11 protein-coding genes are annotated in these 15,447 nt (G+C 64.6%); 7 read left to right on the forward strand and 4 right to left on the reverse strand.

Annotation, left to right across the window (positions count from 1 at the left end; genetic code table 11):
• Nucleotides 1-132: 132 nt before the first annotated feature.
• Together cofG and cofH are read left to right on the forward strand one after the other, a co-directional pair.
• Nucleotides 133-1,344, forward strand: a complete 1,212-nt coding sequence (gene cofG, locus ACWIVK_RS06660) for a 7,8-didemethyl-8-hydroxy-5-deazariboflavin synthase CofG (RefSeq protein ID WP_448575840.1) — start codon at nucleotides 133-135, stop codon at nucleotides 1,342-1,344.
• Entirely contained in the window at nucleotides 1,344-2,669 is a 1,326-nt protein-coding gene (gene cofH, locus ACWIVK_RS06665; RefSeq protein ID WP_448575842.1) for a 5-amino-6-(D-ribitylamino)uracil--L-tyrosine 4-hydroxyphenyl transferase CofH, read from the forward strand. Before cofG ends, cofH begins: the two co-directional genes overlap by 1 nt.
• Nucleotides 2,670-2,673: 4 nt before the next feature.
• Here cofH and ACWIVK_RS06670 read toward each other — a convergent pair whose 3' ends face one another.
• Nucleotides 2,674-3,534 (reverse strand): polysaccharide deacetylase family protein, encoded by an 861-nt coding sequence (locus ACWIVK_RS06670; RefSeq protein WP_448575844.1) that lies wholly within the window; start codon nucleotides 3,532-3,534, stop codon nucleotides 2,674-2,676.
• 527 nt (nucleotides 3,535-4,061) lie between these two features.
• Here ACWIVK_RS06670 and ACWIVK_RS06675 point away from each other — a divergent pair.
• Nucleotides 4,062-5,321 carry an MFS transporter gene (locus tag ACWIVK_RS06675; protein WP_448575846.1) on the forward strand — a complete coding sequence of 420 codons (1,260 nt, stop codon included), beginning with the start codon at nucleotides 4,062-4,064 and terminating at the stop codon, nucleotides 5,319-5,321.
• Here the strand turns inward: ACWIVK_RS06675 and ACWIVK_RS06680 are convergent.
• Complete coding sequence (locus ACWIVK_RS06680; RefSeq protein WP_448575848.1) at nucleotides 5,265-6,152, reverse strand: hypothetical protein; 888 nt, start codon at nucleotides 6,150-6,152, stop codon at nucleotides 5,265-5,267. The two genes, ACWIVK_RS06675 and ACWIVK_RS06680, sit on opposite strands and share 57 nt — an antisense overlap.
• Before the next feature lie 110 nt (nucleotides 6,153-6,262).
• Between ACWIVK_RS06680 and ACWIVK_RS06685 the strand changes: the two genes are divergently transcribed.
• On the forward strand, nucleotides 6,263-7,480 hold the full coding sequence (locus ACWIVK_RS06685; protein ID WP_448575849.1) for an aminotransferase-like domain-containing protein: 1,218 nt from the start codon (nucleotides 6,263-6,265) through the stop codon (nucleotides 7,478-7,480).
• A 30-nt stretch (nucleotides 7,481-7,510) separates the two neighbouring features.
• Here ACWIVK_RS06685 and ACWIVK_RS06690 read toward each other — a convergent pair whose 3' ends face one another.
• Nucleotides 7,511-8,056 carry a hypothetical protein gene (locus ACWIVK_RS06690; RefSeq protein ID WP_448575851.1) on the reverse strand — a complete coding sequence of 182 codons (546 nt, stop codon included), beginning with the start codon at nucleotides 8,054-8,056 and terminating at the stop codon, nucleotides 7,511-7,513.
• A 1,412-nt stretch (nucleotides 8,057-9,468) separates the two neighbouring features.
• On the opposite strand from ACWIVK_RS06690, the gene ACWIVK_RS06695 reads away from it, so the two are divergent.
• The 3 genes from ACWIVK_RS06695 (at nucleotide 9,469) to ACWIVK_RS06705 (ending at nucleotide 13,751) form a co-directional block, all read left to right on the forward strand.
• A complete protein-coding gene (locus ACWIVK_RS06695; protein WP_448575853.1) occupies nucleotides 9,469-10,878 on the forward strand; it encodes an NAD(P)/FAD-dependent oxidoreductase in 1,410 nt (469 codons plus the stop codon).
• Nucleotides 10,879-11,219: 341 nt separating this feature from the next.
• The gene (locus tag ACWIVK_RS06700; RefSeq protein ID WP_448575855.1) at nucleotides 11,220-11,840 is read left to right on the forward strand and encodes a hypothetical protein; all 621 of its coding nucleotides are present in this window, start codon (nucleotides 11,220-11,222) and stop codon (nucleotides 11,838-11,840) included.
• Nucleotides 11,841-11,852: 12 nt separating this feature from the next.
• Nucleotides 11,853-13,751: an AAA family ATPase gene (locus ACWIVK_RS06705; RefSeq protein ID WP_448575857.1), complete on the forward strand. Its 1,899-nt coding sequence runs from the start codon at nucleotides 11,853-11,855 to the stop codon at nucleotides 13,749-13,751.
• On the opposite strand, the gene ACWIVK_RS06710 is transcribed toward ACWIVK_RS06705, so the two are convergent.
• Nucleotides 13,735-14,868, reverse strand: a complete 1,134-nt coding sequence (locus tag ACWIVK_RS06710) for an alpha/beta hydrolase (RefSeq protein WP_448575859.1) — start codon at nucleotides 14,866-14,868, stop codon at nucleotides 13,735-13,737. The genes ACWIVK_RS06705 and ACWIVK_RS06710 overlap by 17 nt on opposite strands.
• Between the last annotated feature and the right edge of the window lie 579 nt (nucleotides 14,869-15,447).

A 15,447-nucleotide genomic window follows, 5' to 3' on the forward strand; every position in this document is an offset into this window, starting at 1 on the left:
GATCGATCGAGCTTCGGCATGGGCAAAGTCGTCTGAAAGCAGTGCGAGTGCGCCGGGAGGACTGGCATCCAGGGGAAGGCTGCGCCATACTGTCAGCGCCTGCGGGCGCGCAGAGAGGGGGCGAGACGCGTGGTGATCTGCTTCCGGTCGGCGAACGCGGTCGATCCGGCTATCGAGCGCGCCATCGCCGACGCGGTCGATACTGGGTGCCTGGATCCAGCTGCGGCTCGTCGCCTCATCGCAGCCGAAGCACCGTTGTTGCTGCTCCTTCTCGAAGCAGCCTCGCTGGTGCGTGAGCGCCGATCCGGTCGGACGATTACCTACTCACGCAAGGTTTTCCTTCCGCTCACGAATTTATGTCGTGATCAGTGTGCCTATTGTACGTTCGTGCGCCGACCGAGCGATCCGCGTGCCCACACGATGACGCCGGAAGAAGTCCTCGCTGTCGCTGAGGCTGGCCGAGCGGCCGGATGCAAAGAGGCGCTCTTCAGCCTGGGTGACAAGCCGGAACTCCGCTATGCCTCCTATCGACAGTGGCTGGCCGCGCGCGGCTATTCCCGGACGGTCGAGTATCTCCGTGACATGTGTGCGCTGGTTCTCGAGCAGACGGGCCTGCTGCCCCATGCGAACCCCGGTGTGATGAGCGAGGAGGATCTCGCGCTGCTCCGCCCGGTAACGGCCAGTATGGGGCTGATGCTCGAGTCGACGAGCGAGCGCCTCCTGGAGCGGGGAGGCCCGCACCGCGGGTGTCCGGATAAGGTACCGGCGGTGCGGTTGGCCACACTGGAAGCAGCCGGTCGCCTCCGGGTTCCCTTCACGACCGGTATCCTCATCGGGATCGGCGAGACACTGGAGGAACGCGTCGAGGCCCTCTACGCGATCCGGAAGCTGCAGGATCGTTATGGCCACATTCAGGAAGTGATCGTGCAGAACTTCCGTCGCAAGCCGGACATCCGGATGCGGGATTGGCCGGAACCGACTTTGCTGGACATGCTGCGGACACTCGCGGTCGCGCGCTTGGTCCTCGGAACCACGACGGCAGTACAGGCGCCGCCCAACCTGATGCCCGATGGCTACGAGGCCTATCTGCTGGCTGGGCTCGACGACTGGGGTGGTATCTCACCGGTGACGCGCGACTACATCAATCCGGAGCGCGCTTGGCCGCATCTGCGCGAACTCAAGGCCCGTACCGAGGCCAGCGGGTTCCAGTTGCGCGAGCGCCTGGCCGTCTATCCGGAATTCATCCGGCGCGGTCAGGAATTCCTCGATCCCGCGGTCCGCAGCCGGGTCGCGGCGCTCGTCGACCCAGGTGGACTGGTTCCCCGGGAAAAGGAGTTGTGGTGATGCACGAGACCCTTGCTTTGCGTGAACTCCTGGAACGCCAGCTCGCACTCGCCTCGCCCGAGGTGGCTCGCATCCTCGATCGCGCGCTGTCCGGACATGAGCTGACGGTCGAGGAGGGAGAGCGACTCTTCGCGACGCACGGCCGGGATCTGTTTCTCGTCACGCTGGTGGCCGACGAGCTCCGACGACGTGCAGTCGGCGACGTCGTCACCTATGTCGTCAACCGGAACATCAATTTCACCAATGTCTGTATCAAACGCTGCGGTTTCTGCGCTTTTTCCCGCGGCCATCGGGAAGAACAGGGCTACTTCCTGCCACTCGAGGAGATCGTTCGGCGAGCGCGTGAAGCCTGGGAACTCGGTGCCACCGAGGTCTGCATCCAGGCCGGACTACCGCCCAAGATGGATCCCGATCTCTACCCTACCATCTGTCGAGCGATCAAGGCCGAGCTGCCCGAGATCCACATTCACGGTTTCTCCCCGGAGGAAGTCGTCTATGGCGCCGTGCGCGCCCGGACCTCTATCGAGGAGTATCTCCTCCGGCTCAAGGCAGCCGGTGTCGGTTCCCTGCCTGGTACGTCGGCCGAGATCCTCGACGATACTGTGCGCCAACGGATTTCGCCGGGACGCATCACGACCGCGCAGTGGGTGGAGGTGATCACCACGGCACATCGCCTCGGCATCCCGACTACCGCGACGATCATGTACGGACACGTGGAAACCGATCGCCAGCGGGCTGCTCACCTGGCTCTCATCCGAAGCATCCAAAAGGAGACCGGCGGGTTCACCGAGTTCGTGCCGCTCAGCCTGGTCCACAGCGAAGCGCCGATGTATCGCAAGCGTCTGCTTCCCGATCTTCGACCCGGCGCGACCGGCGAGGACGTGGTCAAGATGCATGCCATCGCTCGGATCATGCTTCACCCGTACATCCGGAACATCCAGGTGTCGTGGGTCAAAGAAGGGCCCAAGCTGGCCCAGTGGTGTCTGAACGCTGGTGCGAACGATCTCGGCGGGACACTGATCAACGAGAGTATTTCCACGGCAGCCGGGGCCACCTATGGCCAGTTGGTGCCTCCTCGGGAGCTGCGTCGCTGGATCCGCGAGGCAGGTCGGATCCCTGCCGAACGAACGACGCTGTACGAACTCCGCACACCGCTGACCGAGGAGGATCCGCCGCACCCGTTGGATGCCGCAGCGGAGCATCCGGAGCGGTTCGGCTCCTATTTCCAACTCATCCAGGACGAGCGCTTTGCCTTCCGCAAGCACTACCGGATCGTGCTCGATTCCATTCCCGCCCGTGCGGAAGCGGGAGCCGAAAAGCGGTAATCGGCTAGGAGCGGTGACGGAGCGGGTCGTACACCAATCCTTGTCGCCACTCCTCCGGGTTGGCCGCGACGTGAGCTGCCCAGTACTCGGCGACCTCTTGCCCCGTGGCGAACCAGACGCGTGGATAGGACAGGAGGTGCTCGAGCAAGCGCTCGAGCATCAGGATCCGCCCAGGACGTCCGATCAGCTGGGGATGCATGGTGAGATTGAACAGCCCGCCGAAGCGATGGATGCCCTGGAACTCTTCTGCCCACGCCTGGAAGGCAACCTGGGCCGGCTGGATAGGACGCGAGCCCGGTCCGGGGCGGAACAAGAAGAACGGGGCATCGTCCAGGAGCCACTGCACCGGTAACTCGATCAGTCGTGTGTCTGGGTGCTGCCAGGGTAGGAAATGACTCATCAGGTTCGATGAGTATCGGAAACCGTATTCCTCGAGAAGTTGGAGCGTGCGGGTCGTGAGTTCCCAGGAGGGCGAGCGGTAACCGCGCGGGACGATCCCAGTGACCCGGCGGAGCGCTTCGATTCCTCGTTCCAGTACCGCTCGCTCTTCTTCGCTGGAAAGCTCCGTGACCGACTCGTGAAGATAGCCATGGTGACCGATCTCGTGCCCTTGATCCACGATCGCAGCAACGACATCTGGGTGATGCTCGGCCACCCAGCCGGGGACGAAGAAGGTCGCCTTGAGTTCGTAGCGGCGTAAGGTGTGCAGAATCAGCGGAACACCGACGCGTGCACCGTAGGTCCCTTGCGAGAGTAACCCGATCCGCTCGCGACGCTCGAGCGAGCCAGCCAGCCACAATGTCTCCGCGTCGAGATCGAAGGTCAACATCACCGCACACTGTGCGCCATCTTTCCAGCGTCCCATCGCCCCTCCCTCCTCAGCCTGCGATGTGGCTATGGTACTCCCTGTCGAGACCGGCGCATAGTCCACCAGGGTGGACACTGACCGGTGACCCCGGACGAGTAGGATGCTCGTCGTCCACACGCTTCTTCGCCCTGCTGCCCACTACCACGATGAGAACGACGAGCATTGCCTGCTCCCGCGGACGATCGGACTGGCCGCGAACCGTCCATCACTCGCTCGTCAAGGCAGCTCTCTGCCCTCGCTGAGCAGCTGAGGCAGCGCTCCACCGTGGCACGGCCGCTGGCGAACGCACCGTGCCTCTCTCTCCTTTGCTGCTCGTTCTCCTTGGAGGGGAACCTGTTGGGTGTACGGCTGTCGAACCGCGCGGCGAATCCTCGAGTACCGACATGCTCCAGGTAAGTCGCCTCTCGCCCCGCACCATCGCGGCCGCGTTTCGGGAGGAGTCGCTCGCCCGACGCGGGTACGGGGAGCAGCATGGACAGCTTGCTGTCGTTCAGCCTCGGGAGTATGGTTCGGCAGGGGGTCGGATGGCTGACCGGGGAGCCTCCACGACGATCGAACCGCGCCGGGTGGTCGATGGTGCGGCTCGTCTGCTCGACTCGCTCCTCCGTTACCGTGACTATCGGCTACTCTGGACATCGAGTCTCCTCACCCAGATCGCACAGTGGATGCTGCAAGTCGCGAGCGGATGGCTCATGCTCGAGCTCACCGACTCGGCATTGTGGGTGGGGCTGCTCGGTTTCGCTGGTGGTCTCCCGTTCCTGCTCGTCGCTGCACCAGCTGGTACGCTGGCTGAACGTCTCGATCGCCGACTGATCCTCCTCGCCTGCCAAACCGGAGCCCTCACGGTCAGTTCCGTACTGGCCTTTCTCGTTCTGACCGGCCAGGCCACCCCACTCGCGCTCCTGATCGCGACCGTCCTCAACGGCGCTCTCTTGGCAGCCAACAACGCGACGCGTCAGGCTGCGCTTCCCTGCTATGTCCCCCGTGCCAGCATCCCCAACGCCGTAGCACTGCTCTCGGCGGGAATGAATACGACGCGCATCGTCGGGCCGTCGCTCGCTGGTCCACTGGTGGCGATGCTCGGGGTCGGGGGCACGCTCCTCGTCCAGGCCGGTTGTCTCGTGCTCGCCTTACTCAATACGGCGCGTCTCCCGGTGACGCCTCCGGCGCGCCCGGTCAGCGGTTCCTTCCTGCGGACACTGCTGGAGGGACTGAGCTACGTTCGCCGGGCGCCGGTCGTCCTCGCCCTTTTGCTGTTGGCCAGCGTGCCCACCCTTCTGGTGTTTCCCTATCTGCAATTGCTGCCTGTCTTCGCGCGCGATGTCTTTCACCTCGGGCCGAGCGGGCTCGGTCTGCTCTACACCGTCGGTGGAGCGGGCGCCTTGACCGGTTCGCTCTTCGTCGCGGGGCTGCAGCGAGCCCGCTACCGTGGCCTCCTGATGGTGGCAGTCATCGTGATCTACGGTGGCGTCATCGCGACCTTCACCATGACGCGCTGGTTGCCGCTCGTGCTCGCCTGCCTCTTCGCTGGTGGCTTTCTCGGGGCGAGTTACATGGCGCTCAACAACGCCCTCCTGCACCTCGCCATCGATGACGAGGTGCGGGGACGCGTGATGGGGCTCTATATGATCACCTGGGGTTTCATGCCCCTCGGTGCGCTCCCGATGGGAGCACTCGGTGACGCCATCGGTGTGCCGGCCGCGGTGCTCGCCGGTGCGGTCGCCAGTTCACTCCTCGCCCTGCTCGTCGCTTGGCGTGTCCCGGCGCTCCTCCGCCTCCCCTGAGGGAAGCGTCACGATCGGTTGTCCGGGTGTCCCGAGTCCCAAGCGTTCCTCGAGATAGCTGCGCAGTTCCGAGTCATCTCGAGCAGGAACTTCCTCGGTCCGCCAGATGCCTGGCTCGACCTCGAAGGTGACGAGTCGCCCGTCGATCCGGAGGAAGACGATCCGTTCTCCGGCCAGATACTGGACATAGTCATAGGTCCAGCCGGAGAGGCGGGCTCCACTGGCCGTATACAGCGGATGATAGGTTCCGTCGATCGGTTGCTCATCGACGAAGATCTCGCGTGCAGCGATCAGGCCGGGATAGTCCGCAATCAGCCCGGCAGTGACCCGGTAGATGGTGGGATACCGTTCGGCCCAGACGTGCGGACAGGAAGAGTGGTCTCCTTGCCGGAGTCGTGGGGCGGGCACAGCGAACAGCAGGCGCCGGATCGCATCGGCTGGGTCTTCGCGGCAGAGCGAGCCGAGCGCGAGTTCGAGGCTGCGGCCGACGGTATAGATGGGTGAGCCCTCCTTGCCGAGCCACAACGTCCCTTGGCTGTCTGCTGGTTCATCAGCGCAGAGCTTGCAGCTCACGCGGCGCGTGACGAGGAAGCGGTCCCAACCGTGTTCCGGATGGTAGACCGGTAAGACGTCGATAGCCGAGGCACGGTAGCGACTACCAACGATCGCAGCGGCCAGAATCCAGGCAACGGCATAGGCCAGCCGATCGGGCGTGGCGAGTTCCGGAAGATCAGGGTGATCGACCGGAATGGCGCGGGGGTGCAGGTCACGATAGTGTGCGATCGCCCGGTGCATGGTCATCACCAGTTCGGGATCGGCCACCACGCTCATCGACTCCTCCTCGCTTCTCACCGTCTCGCGAACTGCCGCCGCGCTCCACTATACTGAGACAGCGGCGCACTGCCGCGCAGCATACCACGTGCAAGGAAGGAGCCGTTGCGATGGACGAGCGCTGGCAGGCGAGGTGGTCGAGGAGAGGGCGGATCGCTGCGGCAGCCGAGCGACCACCGCGGGTACCCCCGGAAGGGATGATCTCGTTCGTATACGGCGATCCCGACTGGGAGACGCTTCCGCTCGAGGACATGGCCCTCGCAGCGGAGTTTCTGGCCGAGAACCAGCGCCGGGACGCGCTCGGCTATCAGAACCTGATCCGCCCGGACGAGCTGAACGAGGCACTCGCCGAGAAGCTCGCTCGCGATCAGGGCATGCAGGTCGCGCCGGACCAGATCCTCGTCACGCTCGGCTCCAGCAACGGCCTGGGTATCATTTGCGACGCGCTGCTCGATCCCGGCGACGTGGTGCTGATCGATGCCCCGGCGTGGATGGGGGCCACCAGCATGTTCAAGCTGGCCGGGGCGGAATTGGTCGGCATTCCGATCGATGAACACGGTATCGATCCGGAAGGTGTCGCTGCTGCACTCGATCGACTGGAGCGCGAGGGGCGGCGTCCCAAGTTTCTCTACACGCTGCCGACTTTCCAGAATCCGGCTGGTGTGGAAACCTCGCTCGAGCGCCGCCAGGCTTTGGCTCGCCTGGCCGACGAGCGGGGTTTGCTGATCATCGAAGACGACGCCTATTACGAGCTTCGCTTCCGCGGAGAGTACCCACCGACAATATACAGCCTGGCCGAACCAGGGAATGTGTTGTACTGCGGGACGCTCTCCAAGACGATCGCGGCTGGACTCCGCTTGGGGTACGTGGTCGGTCCGGCGCCGATCGTGGCGACACTCGCCCGAGCGCGGATCGATGCACTCCGGAACAGCTTCACGGCCGCGCTGGCTGACTGGTACCTCCGCACCGGACGCTACCACGCGCACGTTGCCGAGTTGCGTCGGCTGTACAAACAAAAGTGCGAGCGCATGCTGGCAGCCCTGGAGCGGGAGATGCCGGAAGGGGTACGCTGGACGCGGCCGAACGGCGGTTTCTTCATCTGGCTCACTCTACCGGAAGGCTTGAGCGCGACCGCGCTCCTTTCGGCCTGTCGCGAGCGACGGGTCGATTTCATTCCCGGGCCGGCCTTCTATGGTGACGGGAGCGGGGATCAGCACCTGCGACTCTCGTTCAGTGCAGTGACGCTCGAGCAGATCGACGAGGGGATCGCCCGGATGGCCGCTGTCGTGCGCGAGGCGCTGGCTGGGGAGCTCGCGGCTGCCCGCTAGTGCTTCAGCACGGCAATCTGCGGTGGGGTATCAGGAGGCTCGGCGGCGGGGAGATCGTCGATGCGATTGCCCGGCGGTCGAAGGCGCCGTGGAGACTGCGGCGACGGCCTGCGCGAGGTACGGCTCGATCGTCTCGGCGGTGAGCGTGGGTCCGAGCTTGCTCTCCAACCACCGTACCGCGTCCGCAACCGTGCGGGCCTCGACCGGGTGCCCAGTAGCTCCGAGTGCGACTGCGATCTCCAAGAGAACTCGGTCGGAATGACGCTCGCCGAGGATGCGGCGGATTCGGCCGAGCAGAGCGCGCTGTGCTTCAGGGTGGGCTGGTTTCCCTTCCAGTGCCAGATAGGTCCCCAGTTCTCGCCAGAGTTCAGCGTTGCGTCGCTGGCGGGCTGATCGTTCGCCCTGTTCGATTTCGTCGAGCAGGCGTGCCACCACTTCCGGTGTGACTGGCCGCTGCCGGGCAGCGAGCGCGCGAACGACGGGCATGATCTGGCGTGGCGAGGCGCGGAAGCCCGCCGCTTTGCGTACTGCTTGGAGAAACGCTCGATCGATCGTTCCGGACTCGTCAGTCGTCATCGTCAGCCTCCTGCGCTCTGCCGACGCGCATGGCGAGTGTACGGGACAACTAGAAGCGATTGCCACCTGCCTACTGGGGAGCGGAATCACCGCACGAGTCTCGGTGAGGAGAACGAGAAACGCGGTGCGTCCTGGCCGGGGTGGAGAACGAACCTGTCCGAAGAAATGGACCTGCCTCTCAGCGGAGGTCGCTCATCGGCACCGCGGTGCGATTCGCCGATCAGTTCGTCGCCGACGAGCTCGCGGATGCGGTCGCGCCCGCTGCCCTCGTGCGCGGGTGTCAGCCTCGCGCTGCGACGCTGTTTCTGCAGGAGCAGGCGAACGAGGTCTTCTCAATACCCTGGAAACTCACCCGGTTGGGCGAGGGGCGCGTCTTTGCTCGCTGCGCACCTGCTGCGGCATTGTCCTTGCAGGCACCGGAGACCAGTTCGGTGAATGTTGGACCAGATGGTGCGATCCGCGGACGTGGAGGGCCTGCTCGCCTGACCTCTGCTTCTTGACCTGTTGCCTCACAGGCGTCCGGGTTCCAGTGCTGCTGCCATCCAGGCGTCCGCACTGTGGAGGGGTAACCGGGGGCTCGAGGACGTAGTGCTCCTGGCCTAGTTGGGCAGGACGAAACGGGGGCGGGAGAGCCGAGTCGGGTGGCAAGCGTTCCCACGTGAGCGGTCGTCTGCCTGGGGCTCGTGGCAGGGAAGCAGTCGAACCGCCAACGACAATCGAGCGACCCGCGGAGAGGACGGAGTGACGAGAGCCGTTTTCGGCACGGGAGGCTCGTGGGGGTCTGTGCTCGGGCCGCGGGCTCAGCTCGAGTGTGGTACCGCAGTCTTTCCCGCTACTGGCGAGTAGGGCGTTTCTGCCGTGACTTGGCTCAGAGCAGTATCCGTGCTGTCGCATCAGCGCAGCGAGTAGCCTAGGGGCAGGGCGGCATGGCGCGAGGTCGGCTCCTGTCGGCGGACTGCTGGACTCGATAGGATGTGGAGCGTACGTAAGCGGTGCAAGCAGTAATGAGGGAAGCGATCGGATGACGGCGGCGGTGCGATGGGGAGACAGCCTCGCGCGGCCGGACACCAGTGGAGCCGGCACTGCTCGCGACAGGGAGTGTGGGGAAGCGGTTCGGATGGCGTGCGCGGGAGTGGCGCGCCAAGGTCTCCAGCTCCTGGATCTCGTGCACCCAGCGTCGTTGCATCCGTCATGCCGGAATGAGTTACTGGAAAGCGGTGGCGCCGGAGGTTGCACCAGCTGGATACGGCGGGGTGCTGATGGTGGCCGAGTGGACCACTCCTCACGGGGCAGGCTGAGACTCGTCTCGAGGTTTCCGTGCGTGACCGGCTGGTAGTGCAGCTGATGGCAGTCTCGAGTTTGTACCACGCTTCGTGCTGGGTCATACTGCTCACGGTAGGGGAGGACGAACGATGGCTGCGACACTCGAAGCGGGACGCGTCTATAGTCAGTACAGCTTCTGGTTGGAAACCTGCGGTGACGACTTGTCGCCGCGGCCCGCTCTCGAGGGGACCTACGAAGCCGATGTCGCCATTCTCGGTGCTGGCTTTACAGGCTTGTGGACGGCGTATTACCTGCTCCAGCGTGAGCCGAGCTTGAACGTCGCTATCCTGGAGCAGCGGATCGCCGGCTTCGGCGCCTCAGGACGTAACGGGGGATGGCTTTATCCGGGCTTTCCTGTTTCCCTCGGCGAGTTGGCTGGGCGCTATGGTGCGGAGACGGCGCGTGCGATTCACTACGCCATGCGTGCGACGGTCGACGAAGTCGAGCGTGTCCTCGAGGCCGAAGGAATCGACGCGCATTGGCACCGGGGTGGCGTCCTCCGGCTGGCACGCGGGGCGCATCAAGTGCCAGCGCTGGAGGAAACGGCACGCACGCTGGAGCGTCTCGGTATCACCGATTATGCTGAGTGGCTGTCAGCTGAGGCGGTTCGTCAGCGTGTCCGGGCAACCGATGTGATGGCTGGGTTGTACTCGGCGCATGGAGCGGTCATCCACCCGGGTCGACTGGTGCGTGGCTTGGCCCGCGCGGTGGAGCGGCGTGGTGCCGTGATCTTCGAGGAGACGCCGGTCGTCGATTTCCGAGGAGGGAGTTCTCCCTACTTCCGCACACCGCGAGGGGAAGTCAGGGCGCGCGTGCTCGTCTTGGCTGGCGAAGCGTATCTCTCGCAGCTTGCTCCCTTGCATCGCGCGCTGATTCCGATCTACTCGCTGATCGTGCTCACCGAGCCCGTTCCGGACGAGGTGTGGCAGGAAATCGGCTGGGAGAACCGCGAACTGCTGTCATCGCAGCGGCTCACCGTCGATTACCTGCAGCGGACAGCGGACGGCCGCATCCTGTTCGGTGGGCGCGGCGCACCCTATCGTTTCGGCTCGCGCATCGCCGATGCCTACGATCGGCATGGTCCGACCCACGAGATGTTGCGACAGATGTGCTACGAGTGGTTCCCAGCGCTCCGCCTCCACGGTGTTCGCTTCACCCATGCGTGGGGTGGACCGCTCGGGGTGCCGCGCGATTGGATGCCGACCATGCGCTACGATCCGCGCAGCGGTATCGCACTGGCTTGTGGCTACACCGGACAAGGGGTGGCGACTGCGAACTTGGCTGGCCGCATCCTGGCCGACCTCATCACCGGGCAGGAGAGCGAGCTGACGCGGTTGCCGATGACCAGCCACCGCCTGAAGGAGTGGGAACCGGAACCGCTGCGCTGGCTCGGCGTACGCTTCGTGCAGGTCGGCTATGAGCGACTGGACCGGATCGCGGAGGCGACCGGCAAGGCACCGACTGGGCGCAGCTTGGTCGAGCGACTGGCAGCCCACTGAGGCGGATGGCAAGTGCTGTTTCCCGCTTTCCGGAGGCGCGGAAGCCCGCGCTCGATCCGGTATGCGATGCGGCTGGTCGGAAGAGAGGCCTGCCCATCGCATCGTCGGGGTGGGTACACCGGTGAGCGAACTCGGTCGTACCTCGCTCGGTGCTCGCTGACGCACGGCGATCCCCGCGTGCCTCTCAGTGAGTGGGGAAGTTCGCGATGTGCATCTGGCTCGTTTCCCCTGAGTCGGGTTCCTGTATGTGACTCTTCTTTCGTGCTGTCCGCGTTCAGCCGCTGGTGCTACACTCTCGACAGGCGCTGTTCTGCTCGAGTGACGAGGAAACGATTCCAGCGATGGCAGCGACGGCTCCGGTTCCGACCGTTCCACAGCTTCCTGGCCCCGCGCGTGGACGCCGGTTCCGTGTCCTCTTCTGGCCACTGCTCGCGCTGGCACAATTGGTGCGGGTTATTCTCCGCAAGTCGCTCTGGGTGACGATCCGGGTGATCCGGCTCGCTTGGCGTCATCTTCTCGTTACCCTGCTCATCGCGTTAGGAGGGTACTATGCCTATCGCGCGCTGGTACCCGAGTCGAGAAGTCAGTCGGGAGAACCGCCGGTGCAAGCCGCGCCGCTCATCGCGCCACCGGCCAGTGTGCGAGCCTATCTCGAGGCACAGCGCAACTTCGACGCCGAGCGGATGTGGCAGACCCTGAGTCCGGAATCGAAAGCGCGCCGCTTGGCCAGCGGCGAGAGTCTGGCGACTTTTCGGCAATCGGTGCAACTCCTGCAACAGCAGGGATTCCGCTTCGGTGAGAGCACGTACGTGGGAGGCTACAAGTTACCCGATGGGCAAGCTTACTATTTTTACGTGACCGAAGTGCGGAATGCGAACGACCGGCGCGGTATGGTCTACCAGATCTTTTGGGTCAGCGCCGATGGTCTCATCTTCACTGTCGACACGCCGCAACTCCAGTGAGGGTGGTAGCTCATGACAGGACAAACGCAGACCATTCCCAAGCCGCGTGAGCGACGTCGGTACTGGGACGAGCTCGAACAGCAGATCGATGACGTGATCGTTGGGATCGCTGAGCTCGTCCGCTCCCACTTTCGCGGCATGCTCACGCTGGCTGCTCTCGGTTATGCCTTCTATACCTGGGCTTGGCCAGCGCGGGCAACCTGGGGACCGGTCGTCCTGACGGTTCTCTTCGCACTGCTGCAGATCGCCTTCGCGATCGTCTTCGTGATCGTTCAGTTCGCCGCGATCTTCTGGTTCCTCGGACGAGGCCGGACTTATTGGATCAAGCCGGGCGAGACCGGCGTGAGCTTTGCCGACTACAAGGGAAATCCCGAGGTGCTGGAGAGTGCGCGCCGGATCGTGACCTTGCTCAAGGGGATCAAAGAGTTCAAAGAGATGGGGGGCGAGGCGATCCGCGGGCTCTTGCTGGTGGGTCCTCCCGGTACGGGAAAGTCGTATCTCGCTCAGTGCATCTCGACGGAAGCGAACGTGCCGTTCGGCTACGCGAGTGCTCCCTCATTCCAGAACATGTTCTTCGGCGTGAGCAATCTGCGGATCATGATGCTCTATCGCAAGGCGCGCAAGCTGGCCAAGAAGTACGGTGCCTGCATTCTCTTCATCGACGAAATCGACGCGATCGGCCAAGCGCGCGGTGGGCGCTATGCTGGACAAGGCTTCTTGGGGCCGCTCTTCGGGTGGGGCGGCAACGCGATGCTGAACGAGCTGCTCCTGCAGCTCGATCCACCGCCGCAGGAAGTCACGCTGATCGGGCGCCTCCTCCGCTTGCTGGGTTTGCGACGAGGGAAGGCCGAACTTCCGCCGGTGCTGACGATCGCGGCGACCAATTTGCCCGATGCACTCGACCCTGCGTTGTTGCGACCGGGGCGCTTCGATCGAAAGATCGTCGTCGATCTGCCCAGTGCCGAAGGTCGGCGCGAGATCATCGAATATTATCTCAGCAAGGTCAAGCACGATCCGAATATCCCGATCGATTACATGGTGCACGACACGATCGGCTATACACCGGCCGCGATTCGCTACGTGATCAACGAAGCAGTGATCCATGCTCACTTCGAGGGGCGCAACTACATCACGTACGAGGACTTCACGGCAGCGCGGGAGACGCACGAGCTGGGGTTGCGGCAGCCGATCCGGACGATGTCGCTCGAGGAGCGGCGTCGCATCGCGTACCACGAGGCGGGACATGCGCTCGCGCAATTCCTGCTGCAGCCGAAGGAGCGAGTGGTCAAGGTCTCGATCATCCGGCGCGGTGAGGCTCTGGGTTTCTCGGCGACGAAGCCTACGGAGGAACGCTTCACCAAGACCCGAGAAGAGCTGTTGGCCGATATCCAGGTGGCGCTGGCGGCTCGGGCAGCAGAGGAGCTTTTCCTCGGGACGCAGATGACCGGAGCGACGAGTGACCTGGCGCAGGCGACTCACCTGGCCAACCTCATGGTCTCGGCCTGGGGGATGGACGGATCGCTCTACAGCGGGCTGACCTACAACCAACTGGTTCCGGATCCATATCGCAAGCAGCGGATCGAGCGCTTGTTGCAGCGGCAGTTCCAGAACGTCAAGCGGTTACTGGAGGCGAACCGCGGAGCGGTCACCGCGATTGCCGAAGAGCTCCTGCAGCGGGACGAACTGAACGAGCAGCAGCTGCGATCGATGCTGAGTCAGTATCAGCTGGTGGTTCCTCCGCCGCTTCCCGATCCCGAGGAACCACTGGAGGCACGGCAAGCGGAGGAAAGGGCCGTGCTGGCGGTGGTGGACAGCGAGAATGGAGCGGTACCGAAGGAGCCAGCGCTGGTCGGCGAGGGGGAAACCGGGGACAGTGCGGAACAGCGACCTGAGCTCACGCCCCAAGCATAACGGCGAGCCAGGCTGCGGCGAGCGCAGTCCATTGCTCCAGGTGGGTAAAGGCGACGTGATTCGCCCGCTCGAAAAAGAGCAGGTGCTTGGGGCCACCAGCAGCCCGATAGAGGCGTAGCGACTCCGAGGGAGGCACGACGAGATCGTTGCCAGCACCCACCACTAAAAGAGGGGTGCGCAGCGAGGGAGCGATCGGCTCCAAGGAGAGCGTCGGTGCGAGACGCGGAAGATCCTCGGGCGTCACTCCAGCAGCCAAGGCTACGTCGTGACGGACGAGTTCGCCGAGCGCGCCGACGTACGGCTGAGGATCGAATGGAGCAGTGACCGCGACCGCTGCTGCGAACTCGGGGACAGCGTGGGCGAGCTGCACGGCGTAAGCACCGCGCAGGCTGACGCCCAAGAGTGCGATGCGGCGCGGATCGACACCCGGCAAGGTGCGGGCCGCCTCGACGATAGCCCAGCCGACATCTTCCTGCCCGGGCGCAGCAGGCACGCTGTCGGCGATCTCCCCGCTTCCTGGGGTATCGAGCGCGAGGACGGCGAGCCCGCGCTCGAGAAACGGTCGAGCCCACCCGATCATTTCCTCCTTGACGGTGCTCGCCCCGTTGAGGAAGACGACGACGGGTGCGGGGCGATCGCTGGGTAGAGAGAGATAGCCGGGAAGCGCGATACCGTGCCAAGGAACTTCGATCGGGAGGATGGGACGCTCGAGATGTGGCACTGCTGCGCGGAACACGCGCACCGCACTGGTGTAGAGCTGCTGCCGCTGTCGACGATCGCCGAGCACCAGGACCTGTGCGAAGTGGTAGCAGAGTGCGGCGACGCGCTGGTACTCGGCGGCGAGTCGCACTTCGCCGGCGGCCGCACGTTCGTGCGCGGCAAGCAGATAGTCGTAGGCGGCACGCACCCAAGCGCGAGGCCAGTCGTGCAGCCGACGAACGCGACGCAAGGTCGATGCGAGCGAGCGGGGGTGGATTCCGGCGAGGAGAAAGCGGTAACGGCCAGCTGGAGAAAGGACAGCAGCGCTGGCCAAACGCAGGGCGAGATCGAGAACGGCGAGCGGGACTCGATTGGCGACGAGGAACTTGATTCCGACTGTGCGCGCCAGCGTGAACACGCTTCCCTCCCGGGCAAGGATACGCCAAGCAACCGTCGGATGAGGCACGCGGGTACGCTGCCCGGCATGTTTCAGCGGGTGGGGCGACGAAGCGAAACGGTCGCCGCTCGGACACGTCGAGATCCCGCGTGTGGTAAGAGCTCTCCGAGAGGGGTTTCCCGGCTCGTGCTGGTAGCTCCGCAAGACACCGCTGCACTGGTCAGTCGTGTACGGTGCGATCGATCCGAGGATTCGCCTGTGCTCGCAGCAGTGCCTGGAGTTCGAGACTGAGGTCCTGGGTAGTGCCCGAACGGCTCGGCCTCGGCGGGGAAAAGGAACAGGGATCGCTCGGCTGGGTCGGCAGTGCGCCTGCTGCCCGGCGATTCGGCGTTGCGGTAGGAGGGCTGACCCTGCTCAGGCGGGACGAGACTACGCTCTGCGCTGCGCGCTCGGCGATGATGAGTTCAGCTCGGGCTCGATCCGGATGGAGACGGGCTAGCCTCCCCGGATCTCGATCGATGGATGAGGCTCGCACCATGTTCCGGAGCAGGGGCAGCCGGCCTTCCGGATGCGGACGCAAGCCGCGCACAGTTCCTCGCG

The sequence above is a fragment of the Thermomicrobium sp. genome (assembly GCF_053493975.1).